The organism is Rhodococcus sp. PSBB066, from assembly GCF_017068255.1.
In the GTDB taxonomy this organism is placed as follows: domain Bacteria; phylum Actinomycetota; class Actinomycetes; order Mycobacteriales; family Mycobacteriaceae; genus Rhodococcus; species Rhodococcus aetherivorans.
In genome coordinates, this window is sequence record NZ_CP070859.1 from 5449990 (window position 1) to 5462254 (window position 12265).

Sequence of the window (12265 nt, forward strand, 5' to 3'; positions counted from 1 at the left end):
TGCGCACACACCGAGTGAGCACACACCGCGCGCACCGTCACTCGGGGCGGACTCCGGCATAGGCGTCCCCGAGCAGGCGCCGCACCCCGACCCGGGTCACCTCCCGCGGGTTGGGGTACTGCCGCTCGGTGGCCAGGTGCGCCGCCTCGTCGAGGTCGCCCTCGGACATCCCCAGTTCGGCCAGCGTCGTCGGGCCGCCCGCCGCCGCCACCAGGTCGAAGACCCCGGCCGGGGCCGTGGGGGTGCCGAGGGCGTCGGCAATGCGGCTCATCACGGTCGGCACCGACGGCGCGTTGAACGCCATCACATGCGGTAGCACCACGGTGTGCGTCGGCGCGTGCGGCAGGTCGAAACTGCCGCCCAGGACATGACACAGCTTGTGGTGCAAGCCCATTCCCACCGCGCTCAGGCACGTACCGGCCAGCCACGCCGCGAGCAGCAGATCCGAGCGGCCCTCCCGGTCCGCGGCGTCGGCGCCGAGGACCGGCACGCCCCGGGCGATCGCGCGGATGGCCTCGAGCGCCAGCGTGTCGACGATCGGGTTGGCATGCTCGGCGTACAACGCCTCCACGGCATGCGCCATCGCGTTGATCGCACTGGTCACCGCCATCGGGATCGGCATCGACAGGGTGAACTCGACGTCGTAGATGACGGTCTCGGGCAGGATGGCCGGCGACGAGTGCGTGGTCTTCACACCGTCCGCGGTTTCCCCGAGGACGGGAGTGACCTCGGATCCGGCGTAGGTGGTCGGCAGGATCACCTGGTCCACGCCGGTGCGCACCGCGATCGCCTTCGACAGTCCCGTCGTCGACCCCCCGCCCACGGCGACGACGGCATCGATGTCGTGTTCGGAGACCAGGCCCAGCACCTTCTCGGTGACCGCCACCGGCGTGTGCATGACGGCGCCGTCGAACCGGGCGACCTGCAGCCCACCGAGGGCCTTCTCGACGAGTTCCACCTGCGGACGGACGTGCTCACCACCGAGCAGGAGAACCCGGGAGCGGTCGAGGCGGCGCACCTCGTCGGCGACCCGCGCCGCGGTTCCCGGCCCGAACACCACCCGTGACGGCTGAGCGTTGTAGACGAAGCTGTGCATGCCGTCCATTGTCCCGGCCGCACGGGCCGGCCGCCTCGGAACGGCGACACCGTTACGAAAGTCCGTACACCCGTTCGGCGTTCGCGGTGGTCGCGGCGGCCAGCTCGGCCGGGTCCGCGCCGCGCACCTCCGCCAGCGCCCGCACCGTGTACGGCAGGCAGTACGACTCGTTGGGCGCGCCGCGGAACGGATGGGGCGTCAGGAACGGAGCGTCCGTCTCCACCAGCACCTGCTCGAGCGGCACCAGCGGGGCCGCGGCACGCAGCGCCGCGGCGTTCTTGAAACTCACCGTCCCGGAGAAGCTGAGCAGGTAACCGGCGTCGACGCAGGCCCGCGCCATGTCCGCGTCCGACGAGAAGCAGTGGAAGATCACCGTCTCCGGCGCACCCTCGTCGTGCAGCACGCGCAGCAACTCGGCGTCGGCGTCGCGGTTGTGGACCATGAGGGTCTTGCCGAGCCGTTTGGCCAGGTCGATGTGCCAGCGGAAGGCGTCCTCCTGCTCGATCGGGTCGGCGCAGCCGTCGAGCTTGCCGGGCCAGTACAGGTCCAGGCCGGTCTCCCCCACCGCGACCACGCGCGGGTCGGCGGCGAGCTTCTCGATCTCGGCCCGGGTGGCGTCGTCGAGCGCGTTCGCCCGGGTGGGGTGGATCGCCACGGCGGCGTAGACCCGCTCGTCCCAGTGCGCGGCGTCCACGGCGAAGCGGGCGGCGACGATGTCGTCGGCGACGGTGACGACCCGTCCGACCCCGACCGCGGCCGCCCGGTCGAGGATCGCCGCCACCGACTCGGCGTCGTGCGCGCCGCACGCGTCGAGGTGCGTGTGGGCATCGACGAGAGGCGAGAGCGGCTGCGGAGGCTCGGGCGCGGGGCGGGTTCGGCTCACGGCCCATACACTATCTACCTATAAAGTGGACGCACCATGACTGTTCCTGCCGCCTCCCGCCCGCCGTTCTACCTGACGACCGCGATCGCTTACCCGAACGGCGCCCCGCACATCGGCCACGCCTACGAGTACATCTCCTCGGACGCGATCGCCCGGTTCAAGCGCCTCGACGGCTTCGACGTGTTCTTCCTGACCGGCACCGACGAGCACGGCCTGAAGATGCAGCAGACGGCGGCGAAGGAAGGCCTGGACGTGCGGGACCTCGCGGCCCGCAACTCCGGGGTGTTCGAGGCCATGGACAAGTCGCTGAACATCTCCTTCGACCGGTTCATCCGTACCACGGACGCCGATCACCGCGAGGCGAGCAAGGCCATCTGGCAGCGCATGGCCGACAACGGCGACATCTACCTCGACACCTACTCGGGCTGGTACTCGGTGCGCGACGAGGCGTTCTACGCCGAAGCCGAGACGACGGTGCTCGAGGACGGTACGCGCATCGCCACCGAGTCGGGCACCCCGGTGGAGTGGACGGAGGAGTCGACGTACTTCTTCCGGCTCTCGGCGTATCAGGACAAGCTGCTGAAGCTGTACGAGGAGCGACCGGACTTCATCGCCCCCGCCACCCGGCGCAACGAGATCGTCAGCTTCGTCTCCGGCGGGCTGAAGGATCTGTCGATCTCCCGCACCACCTTCGACTGGGGCGTGCCGGTGCCGGACCACCCCGAGCACGTGATGTACGTGTGGGTGGACGCGCTCACCAACTACCTGACGGGCGCGGGCTTCCCCGACACCGAGGCGGAGTCGTTCCGCCGCTACTGGCCCGCGAACCTGCACATCATCGGCAAGGACATCACCCGGTTCCACACCGTGTACTGGCCGGCGTTCCTGATGTCGGCCGGAATCGAGCTGCCCGAGCGGGTGTTCGTGCACGGCTTCCTGTTCAACAAGGGCGAGAAGATGTCCAAGTCGGTCGGCAACGTCGTCGACCCGCTCGAGATGGTCGAACAGTACGGTCTCGATCCGCTGCGCTTCTTCCTGCTGCGGGAGATCTCCTACGGTCAGGACGGCAGCTACAGCCACGAGGCGATCGTGACCCGCGTCAACGCGGACCTGGCGAACGAACTCGGCAACCTGGCGCAGCGCTCGCTGACGATGGTCGCCAAGAATCTCGACGGCGTGGTGCCGACCCCCGGCGACTTCACCGAGGACGACCGCGCGCTGCTCGCGCAGGCCGACGCCCTGCTCGAGAAGGTCCGGGCCGAGTTCGACGTGCAGGCACTGCACCTCGCACTGGAGACGATCTGGCACGTGCTCGGCGAGACGAACCGGTACTTCTCCGCGCAGGCACCGTGGGTGCTGCGCAAGACGGATCCGGCCCGGATGGCGACGGTGCTGTACGTGACGCTCGAGGTCGTGCGGATCGTCGGCCTGCTCGTGCAGCCGGTGATGCCCGATTCGGCCGCGAAGATCCTCGACCTGGTGGGCCAGGACCCGCAGGCGCGGCAGTTCGCGGACATCGCCACACGCCTCGCCCCGGGCACCCCGCTGCCGGCCCCGGCCCCGGTGTTCCCGCGGTACGAATAGGCATCCCGCCGCCTGTCGGTGGCCTCGTGCACACTCCCGCGCATGGGGCGAGATAGAACATACTTTCGACAGGCGCCGGCGGGGTCCGGGGCATCCGACGAGGTCTTCCACCTCGGCACCCGGCCACTTCTCGACGAACTGTGCGCCGCCTACGAACGCGGCTGGCAGCCCGCCGACGTGCTGCACGTGACGGCCCGGTCCGGCGACGCCACGGACGTCCCGCTGGCGGCCGCCGCGGTGCTGTACGACGCCCGGCGCAGCCACGCGGCCGACCGGGCGCCCATGGACTGGGTGCAGCAGCTCGGTGTGATCGCGGAGCGCTGTCCCGGTGCCGCGCGGATCGCCGAGCGGGTTCCGCCCGACGCACCGGTGCGCCACCTCGGCGTCGAACTGCTGCGCGAGCTGCCCGGCCTGTCCCGCTTCCAGGTGATGGGTCTGGCGTTCGCCTGGAAGTACCTGCCGCGGTTCGCCCCTCTCCTGCCGCCGCCGTCGCAGTGGCCGCCGGTGCGCCCGGTCCCCGCGGCCGGCGAATCCCTGTGCCCGGACCCGAGGGTGCTCGCACGGATCCGCGGCCTCCTGGCGAAGGCCGAGTCCACGGACTATCCGGAGGAGGCCGAGACCCTCACCGCCAAGGCGCAGGAACTGATGACCCGGTACGCGATCGGCGCGGCCCTGCTCACCGGCGCCGAGACGGGCGCCGCGCGGGGGCGCCGGGTGCACGTCGACAACCCGTACGCGAAGGAGAAGGTGCTGCTGCTCACCGCGATCGGGAACGCGAACCGCACCCGCACGGTGTGGTTCACCAAGGTCGGGATCGCCACGGTCGTCGGCGCCGACGTGGATCTGCAGCAGGTCGAGGTGCTGTTCACGTCCCTGTCGGTGCAGGCGAGCCGGGCCGTGCGCGCGGCCGGGACCGGGGGCCGCACCGGCGGCGCGGCGACGGCGTTCCGTCGCGCCTTCCTGGCGGGGTTCGCATACCGGATCGGCGAGCGGCTGCGGCAGGCCGACGTGCGCGCCACCGCGGCCGCCGCGGCCGACGCGAGCATGGCCGTCACGCAGCTCGCCCCGTTGCTGGCCCGTCGCTCCGAGGCCGTGGACTCGGAGTTCCGCCGGTTGTTCCCGACGACCCGGTCGACGCGCACACGCAGCGTCGACGCCGAGGGGTGGTTCGCGGGCCGGGACGCGGCCGAGTCGGCCTTCCTCACCCCCGGTTCCCCGTAGCGGGCCGGCCGTGTGAGCACTGCCACGCCGCACCCTGTCACATTCATGGGCCGGCCGGTGTCCCATGCACGACCGCGAAATCGTCGACAGCAGAAGGGGTGGTCAGGATGGCAACCGACGTGGTGGTGCTCGGGGCCGGGTACGCGGGCGTGATGGCAGCGAACCGCATGCTCGCCGCGCATCCGGAGGTATCGGTGACGGTCGTCAACCCGCGACCGGTGTTCGTCGAGAGGGTGCGGCTGCACCAGCTCGCGGCCGGATCCGGTGCGGCCGCGCACGACCTCGCCGAGGTGCTGCACCCGGCGGCGGTCGTGCACCTCGGCACCGCGGTGCAGATCGGTGCGGATCGGGTGCTGCTCGCCGACGGGACGGCGCTGCCGTTCGACGTGGCGATCTACGCCGTCGGCAGCGACGCCGGCGTGCCCGCGATCCCGGGTGCCGACCGGCTGCACTCGCCGGCCGAGTTCGAACGCGCCATGGACACCGCCGCCGCGCTCGACGGGCTCGGCGACGGTGCCGGCGTGGTGGTCGTCGGCGGCGGGCTCACCGGCGTCGAATCGGCCGCCGAGATCGCCGAGGCGCATCCCCACCTGACCTGCACCCTCGTCGGGGACCCCGTCGCGCACCTGCCCGGCGCCACCCGGCGGTTCGTCGCCGCACGGCTGCGACAGCTCGGTGTCCGGGTGCGGCCGGGCCGGGTCGTCGCGGTCACCGGGCGGGAGGTGCTGCTCGCCGGCGGCGAAGCGGTGCCCGCGGAACTCACGATCTGGGCGGGCGGCTTCGCGGTGCCCGACCTGGCCCGGCGGAGCGGGTTGCCGGTCGACGGGACCGGTCGGCTCCGCGTCGACGCCACCCTGCGGAGCACGGGCGCAGCCAACGTCGTGGGGGTGGGCGACGCCGTGACCGTCGACGGCCAGGATCACATCCGGATGAGCTGCCAGGCGGCGCTGCCGCTCGGCGCGCACGGCGCCGACACGGCATGGGCGCTGCTGGCGGGCCAGGAGCCGCAGCCGCTGTCGCTCGGTTTCGTGGCGCAGTGCATCTCGCTGGGCCGGGCCTCCGGCGTCGTGCAGCGCACCCGCCCGGACGACACGTCCCGCGGCGGCGCCCTGCGCGGTACGTTGGGCGCATTCGGCAAGGAGATGGTGGTGCGCGGAACGGTGTGGACACTGCGCCGGCAGGCACGGGGGCACGGCTATCCCTTCCCGAAGGGACCGGCCGCTGCGCACGATCCGATCGCGGCGCCGCGATGACGCACGACGAGCTGTTCACCCGGCACCGCGGCCTGCTGTTCGGCATCGCGTACGAGATCACCGGCAGCGTCGCCGACAGCGAGGACATCCTGCAGGACAGCTACCTGCGGTGGGCCGAGGTGAACCTCGACGAGGTCGCCAACCCCCGGGCGTATCTGAGCCGCGTGGTCACCCGGCAGGCGCTGAACGCGCTGCGCACCGCGCAGCGTCGCCGGGAGGACTACGTCGGGCCGTGGCTGCCCGAGCCGGTACGCACGGCGCCGGATGCCGCCGAGGACGTCCTGCTCGCGGAGTCGGTGTCGATGGCGATGATGCTGGTGCTCGAGACACTCGGCCCGCTCGAACGGGCGGTGTTCGTGCTGCGCGAGGTGTTCGGATTCGACCACGCCCAGATCGCGGCGGCGGTCGGCAGGCCGGAGGCGACGGTGCGGCAGATCGCCCACCGCGCCCGAAGCCACGTGCACGCGCGGCGCAAGCGGTACACGGCGTCCGGCGCGGAGACCCGCCGGGTGGTCGAGGAACTGCTCGCCGCCGCCGGCACCGGCGACGTGGAGGCGCTGATGAAGGTGCTGTCCCCGGAGGTGGTCTACGTCGCCGACGGCGGGGGCAAGGCGACGGCCGCACGGGTTCCGGTGTCCGGAGCGAAGAAGGTCGCGCGGCTGTTGCGGAACCTGGGGCGCAGGCCCCTGCCCGACATGCGCTTCGAGTTCGCGTCGTTCAACGGTCTGCCCGCGCTGGCGGTGTACTCGGCCGAGCGGCTCGACCTCGTGATGATGATCGAGACGGACGCGGGCCTGGTCACGGGCCTGTATGTGGTGCGGAACCCGGACAAGCTCGGCGCGGCGGACAGGGTGATGCCGCCGGTCCACTGAACGCCCGGTGTGATTCGGCCCGTTCCGGCATCCCGTGGGAGGCTGTGCTCATGCGGATGGAACGGCTCGGCGCCGGGGGTGGCCCGGCGCAGGTGCTGCGGGTGCTGGGCGCCCGCGCCGAGGCGGCGGGAGCGCCCCCGCCGGCCGCACTGACCGGCACGTGGTTCGGCGCGGCGGCGGTCCTCGCGCCCCACGTCGAGGCCGTCGCCACCCCGCCTTCCGACGCGTTCGTCCTGCGCGAGGGCCCGTCCCTGCGCACCCGCGACGACGGGCCGGTCGTCGGCGGGGGGTGGATCGGCTACGTGGCGTACCCGGACCGAGCCCCCGCCCACCCGGCGTTGCCTCGCGCGGCCGGGGGGTGGGCGGACACCGTGCTGCGACTCGACCACGACGGCTGCTGGTGGTACGAGAGCCTCACCGACGCGCCGTGCCCGGCCGGGCTCGCCGCCGCCGTCCGCGAGGCGCCCGAGGCCTCCGGGCGGGCGCCGTGGCGTATCGACTGGACCGCGCCGGACCGCGGCGCCCATCGCCGCGGCGTGCGGCAGTGCCTCGACGCGATCCGGGCCGGCGAGGTCTATCAGGCGTGCGTGTGCACTCGCTTCACCGGCGCCTGGTCGGGCAGCCCGCTGCACTTCTTCGCCGACGGGATCGAGCGCACCGCGCCGGCCCGGGCCGCCTACGTCGCAGGCGGGTGGGGGGCGGTCGCGTCGCTGTCGCCGGAGTTGTTCCTCGCCCGCCACGACGACCGGGTGACGTCGAGCCCGATCAAGGGCACGCTCCCGATCGGCGCGGATCCGGCCCGGCTGCGCGCGTCCGTCAAGGACGTCGCGGAGAACGTGATGATCGTGGACCTCGTGCGCAACGACCTCGGACGCGTGGCCGAGACCGGAACCGTCACCGTGCCGGATCTGCTCGGGGTGCATCCGGCCCCCGGAGTCTGGCACCTGGTGTCCACCGTCGCGGCCACGCTGCGGGCCGGTGTGGACACCGCGCGGTTGCTCGGGGCCGCGTTCCCGCCGGCCTCGGTGACCGGCTGTCCCAAGCTCCGGGCGCGGGAGTTCCTGCGGGTCTGGGAGCCGCAGCCGCGGGGCGTGTACTGCGGCACCGTGGGCATGGCCAGCCCGCTCGCCGGGCTGGAGCTCAACGTGGCGATCCGCACCGTCGAGTTCGGCGGCGGGGACGCGGGCACGCCGGGGTCGTGTGGTCTCGGCGTCGGCGGTGGCATCACCATCGATTCCGATCCGGACGCCGAATGGCAGGAGTGCCTCGACAAGGCCGCCAGCATCCTGGCGCTCAGCCCCCGCACACCGTCCGGCCGGCCACCGGCAGATCGGACTGCGGCAGCGATGCGGTGATCCGGCCCGTCGTCGCCGCGCAGATCCGCGCGATGATCGACTCGACGTCCAGGCCCCACGTGCGCACCATCCCGTCGCCACCCGCCGCGATCACGGCGTTGCTGCCCGGCAGGAAGCCCACCTGCCACCGGCCGACGCCGATGTCGGTGATCGGGCCGCCCACCGGGTGCATGTCCTCCGGGTCGCCGACGTGCCACAGGCGCACCGTGCCGTCGTCGCTGCCGCTGACCACCTCGTGGCCGTTCGGCGTCACCGACACCGAATAGACGGTGCCGGTGTGCCCGCGCAGCGCCTCGGGGCGGACGGTGAACGACCCGTCGGGTCCGCGGTCCCACACGCGGACCGTGTGGTCGTCGCCGCCGGTGGCGAGGACGTTGCCGTCGGCGCTGAACGCGAGGGCGTTGACGCCGGTGGCATGGCCGTCCGACACCGGCACCGGGACCGGGGCCGCGGGATCGGCGACGTTCCAGGCGTAGAGCGAGCCGTCCGCGCTCGCCACCACCAGGTGCCGGCCGTCCGGTGCGAACGCCGCCGCCCGGATCAGGTTGGTGGGGCCCCCGAGCGGGGCGCCCCACGGCGCCGGACGCGCCGGATCCGACACGTCCCACAGCACGAGGGAGTGGTCGTCGTCTCCCGTGACGAGGGTGGTGCCGTCGGGACCGAATGCGAGTTCGGACGTGAACCGGGTCTCGGTGACGATCGGGTTCGCCCAGAGCCGCGGAACGGTGGGGTCCCGGACGTCCCACAGGTGGATCTCGCCGTCCGTCGTCGAGGCCGTGGCCAGTGTGCTGGCGGAGGGAGACAGGGCGGTCGTCACCGCACCCCCCAGCGGTCGCGGACGGTTCACGGCACCGAGCGGTGACCAGCGCCCGTCGGAGCCGATCCGCCACAGTGGCACGGTGGCGTTGTAGCCCCCGGTCGCGACGAGCGAGCCCGTGCGGTCGATCGCCGGGAGGGTCAGGGCGGAATCCGCGACCGGGACGCGTCCGCGCGGCAGCGTCCAGACCCGGATGGTGCCGTCGTGACCGCCGGTGACCAGCGCGGCACCGTCGGGGGTGAACGCGAGCGCCGGGACGCCGCCGCCGTTGCCGGCGAGGGCCGGCCGCATCTCGTCGACCGCTCGCGTCGCCGGGTCGATCGACCACAGCTTCGCGGTCCCGTCCCACGACGCGCTCGCCAGGGTGCGGCCGTCGGGCGCGAACGCCACGGTCCACACCCCACCGGTGTGCGCCTGCACGGGCGGGCCGGTCGGCCGTACCGCCCCGGGCTCGGCGGTGTCGAACAGCGTGAGGACGCCGTCGTCGCTGCTGACCGCGAGGGTCCGGCCGTCGGGGGCGAACGCGACGGAATGCGCCACGTCGCGGAAACCGGTCAGCGGCTCGCCGAGCGGCGCGGCGGCCTGGTCGGTCAGGTCCCACAACCGCACCGAGCGATCGTCGCTCGACGTGGCCAGCACGGTGCCGCCGGGGTGGAACGCCACGGTCCGCACGGCCGCCCCGTGCGCGGGCAGGACGGTGCGGGGAAATCCCCGCGTCCGGGGTTCGCTCGTGTCGACGAGCACCACCGACCCGTTGTCGTACGGCACGGCGAGCAACCGGCCGTCCGGGCTGAACCGCACGTTGTGGATGACCTCCGGCACGAGCACCTCGGCGGTGAGCAGGGCGACGGGCCGGTCGCGATCCGTGACGTCCCAGATCCACACCGCGCCCGTCGCCCCACCCGCCGCGAGCAGGGTGCCGTCCGGGCTGAACGAAACCGATGCCAGATACTCGGGATCGCCCGACACCAGCGCTCCGAGCGGCCGCGGGGCGGTCCGGTCCGACAGGTCCCACAAGCGAACGCTGCCGTCGTCGCTGGCCGAGGCGAGGGTCGTGCCGTCCGGCGCGATCGCCACCCCGTAGACGGGACCGCTGTGGCCTTCGAGGGGCAGCGCCAGCGGCATCTGCTCGGTCGCGACGAGCCGCGAGTACGCGACCTCGCTGTCCGGCTTCAGCTGCCACGCCGCGAGCGCCAGCTGGGCCGCGGTCGACGGGTCCTTCTCGCGCATGGAGTCGGCGAGCGCGACGACCTGCTGGAACTGGGCGGCACTGCGCTCGGCCTCCGCGCGGTTCTTGCCGGCCCAGGCCAGCGTCCCCATCACCACCGCGACGATCGTGGACAGCACGAGGGCGGCGATCGCGCCGTTGCGGGCCCGGGTCCGCCGGCGGATCTGCCGCCGCGATTCCCGGAGGAAGGCCACCGCGGTCGGGCTCAGCGCGGCCTCGACGCCGACAGCGTGTGTCCGCCCCGCGAGGTCCCCGGCCTCGTGCTCGGCGACAAGGTCCATCCGGCCGCGCTGGTAGAGCAGGTCCGCGTGCCGGCGTCCCGCGACCCATCCGGCGGCGTCCGCCTCGATCTGCTGGCGCAGCGCCGCGTACGAGCGGTCCGCCTGGATCCAGGACTTCAAGCGCGGCCAGGCGTCGATCACGGCGTCGTGCAGCAGCTCGACGCTGCCCGCGTCGACGACGAGCACCCGCGCGGTGACGAAGTGGTCGACCACCCGGCGCCCCGCGTCGACGTCGTCTCCGGCGACGGCGAGCAGCCGGTCCAGCGGACGCCGGATCTTCACGTCGGTGCCGGTGTCGGTCACGTAGACCAGGTGCACGAGCATCGCGCGAGCGAGGCGGCGGCCACGGGCGTCGAGCTCCTCCCACGCGCGTTCCGCGCTGGCGGCGATCGATCCGCGCACCCCACCGGTGGCGCCGTAGCCGGCCACGGTCAGGTGGCCGCCGCGCCGGCGTTCCCACAGGGTGTCGAGCAGGTGGGACAGCAGCGGCAGCTCCGCCCCGCCGACGTCGTCGGCGGTCAGCACGCCGAGGTCGTGCAGGATCAGCTCCACCAGTCCCGGCTCGAACCGCAGGCCGAGCAGCCGCGCCGGTGCGGAGATCACCTCCACCAGATCGTCGCGGGTCAGGGGCTGGACCGTCTTGCTGTGCCGCTCCAGCGCCCGCGCCAGCACGGGATACGTCACGGCCCGGTCGTAGAAGTCCGACCGCAGCGTGGCCACCACCGCGATCGGGGTGTCGCCGTCGCCCACGGTCGCGGCCCGCTCGAGGAGCGCCAGGAACGCCGAGCGTTCGGCCGGGTCCTCGCAGTGGGTGAACAGCTCCTCGATCTGGTCGACGACGATCAGCAGGCCCGAGCTGCCCTGACGGCCGGCGGCGGCGCGCAGCCGCGCGACGGCGGAGGGCTCGTCCGCGTCCGAGATGTCGGCGAGTTCGGGTATGCACTCGACGAGCTGCGCCACGGGGTGCCGCCCCGGAGTCAGGACCACCGGCCGCCAGCGGCCGTCGCGGCACAGTTCCGGGATGAGGCCGGCCTGCACGAGCGAGGACTTACCGACGCCGGAGGCGCCGGTCACCACGACGATGCCGTGCCCGTGGGCGGCGACGACGGTCTCGACGAGCTCGCGCACACTCCGGCTCCGGCCGAAGAACAGCTGCGCGTCGCGCTCGCGGTACGCCTCGAGTCCCCGGTAGGGCCGCACACCGGTGGGCGGCGTCGCGGCGGGCGCCTCGGACGTCTCCGCCCGGGCCCGACCGGCTGGTCCCCGGGCGAGTTCCCACCACCGTTCCCACTGCTTCATCGAGTAGAGGCCGGGTGCCGGCGGCTGGGCGTGCAGGGCCCGGGCGGCGCGGATCAGGACGACCAGGACCGGACGGATCGCCTCGAAGGTGGCGGGCACCCGGGCGCCGGATCGCCAGTCGCTGAGCCGCTGCACCGACACGGTGCGATCGCTGCCCACGGCGCGGGCGACGGCCGCCGCCTCGGAGGAGACCTTCTTGAGTGCGGGACGCCCCGCCGCCGCGAACAGAATCCGGAGCTGGTCGGCGAACACCTGCCGCGGCTCAGCCTCGGTTCGCTCGTCCGGCGGTTCCATCTCCCGCATCCTCCCTGCTCCGCACCCCTCGAGGGCCCGGATCGTCCGCTGCGGAAAAACTCCTCACCAGCCCTGACCTGGG

Annotated in this window: 8 protein-coding genes; 5 read left to right on the plus strand and 3 right to left on the minus strand. The window is 73.2% G+C overall.

All coding sequences use genetic code 11. The features are described 5' to 3' along the window. Positions 1-37: 37 nt before the first annotated feature. Complete coding sequence (locus tag JYA75_RS24765) at positions 38-1105, minus strand: maleylacetate reductase (protein ID WP_050034774.1); 1068 nt, start codon at positions 1103-1105, stop codon at positions 38-40. 43 nt (positions 1106-1148) lie between these two features. Then, positions 1149-1979, minus strand: a complete 831-nt coding sequence (locus JYA75_RS24770) for a TatD family hydrolase (protein ID WP_006944914.1) — start codon at positions 1977-1979, stop codon at positions 1149-1151. A gap of 36 nt (positions 1980-2015) precedes the next feature. Between JYA75_RS24770 and metG the strand changes: the two genes are divergently transcribed. From metG to JYA75_RS24795, 5 genes are all read left to right on the plus strand, one after another. Next, on the plus strand, positions 2016-3563 hold the full coding sequence (metG, locus tag JYA75_RS24775) for a methionine--tRNA ligase (RefSeq protein WP_050034773.1): 1548 nt from the start codon (positions 2016-2018) through the stop codon (positions 3561-3563). A gap of 42 nt (positions 3564-3605) precedes the next feature. Continuing rightward, positions 3606-4784, plus strand: coding sequence for a DUF2786 domain-containing protein (locus JYA75_RS24780; RefSeq protein WP_185713756.1), 1179 nt, complete (start codon positions 3606-3608; stop codon positions 4782-4784). A 107-nt stretch (positions 4785-4891) separates the two neighbouring features. Further along, positions 4892-6037, plus strand: a complete 1146-nt coding sequence (locus JYA75_RS24785; protein ID WP_239010493.1) for an FAD-dependent oxidoreductase — start codon at positions 4892-4894, stop codon at positions 6035-6037. Continuing rightward, a complete protein-coding gene (locus JYA75_RS24790; protein ID WP_203329484.1) occupies positions 6034-6909 on the plus strand; it encodes an RNA polymerase sigma-70 factor in 876 nt (291 codons plus the stop codon). Before JYA75_RS24785 ends, JYA75_RS24790 begins: the two co-directional genes overlap by 4 nt. Before the next feature lie 50 nt (positions 6910-6959). Continuing rightward, positions 6960-8264, plus strand: coding sequence for an aminodeoxychorismate synthase component I (locus tag JYA75_RS24795; protein ID WP_203329485.1), 1305 nt, complete (start codon positions 6960-6962; stop codon positions 8262-8264). Here the strand turns inward: JYA75_RS24795 and JYA75_RS24800 are convergent. Further along, complete coding sequence (locus tag JYA75_RS24800; protein ID WP_203329486.1) at positions 8203-12183, minus strand: AAA family ATPase; 3981 nt, start codon at positions 12181-12183, stop codon at positions 8203-8205. The genes JYA75_RS24795 and JYA75_RS24800 overlap by 62 nt on opposite strands. Positions 12184-12265: the final 82 nt, after the last annotated feature.

Excerpts from the sequence above, each read along its gene's own strand:
- JYA75_RS24785 (WP_239010493.1), top strand. The coding sequence starts at position 4,892 with ATGGCAACCGACGTGGTGGTGCTCGGGGCCGGGTACGCGGGCGTGATG.
- JYA75_RS24795 (WP_203329485.1), top strand. The coding sequence starts at position 6,960 with ATGCGGATGGAACGGCTCGGCGCCGGGGGTGGCCCGGCGCAGGTGCTG.
- metG (WP_050034773.1), top strand. The coding sequence starts at position 2,016 with ATGACTGTTCCTGCCGCCTCCCGCCCGCCGTTCTACCTGACGACCGCG.
- JYA75_RS24780 (WP_185713756.1), top strand. The coding sequence starts at position 3,606 with ATGGGGCGAGATAGAACATACTTTCGACAGGCGCCGGCGGGGTCCGGG.
- JYA75_RS24790 (WP_203329484.1), top strand. The coding sequence starts at position 6,034 with ATGACGCACGACGAGCTGTTCACCCGGCACCGCGGCCTGCTGTTCGGC.
- JYA75_RS24800 (WP_203329486.1), bottom strand. The coding sequence starts at position 12,183 with ATGGAACCGCCGGACGAGCGAACCGAGGCTGAGCCGCGGCAGGTGTTC.
- JYA75_RS24765 (WP_050034774.1), bottom strand. The coding sequence starts at position 1,105 with ATGGACGGCATGCACAGCTTCGTCTACAACGCTCAGCCGTCACGGGTG.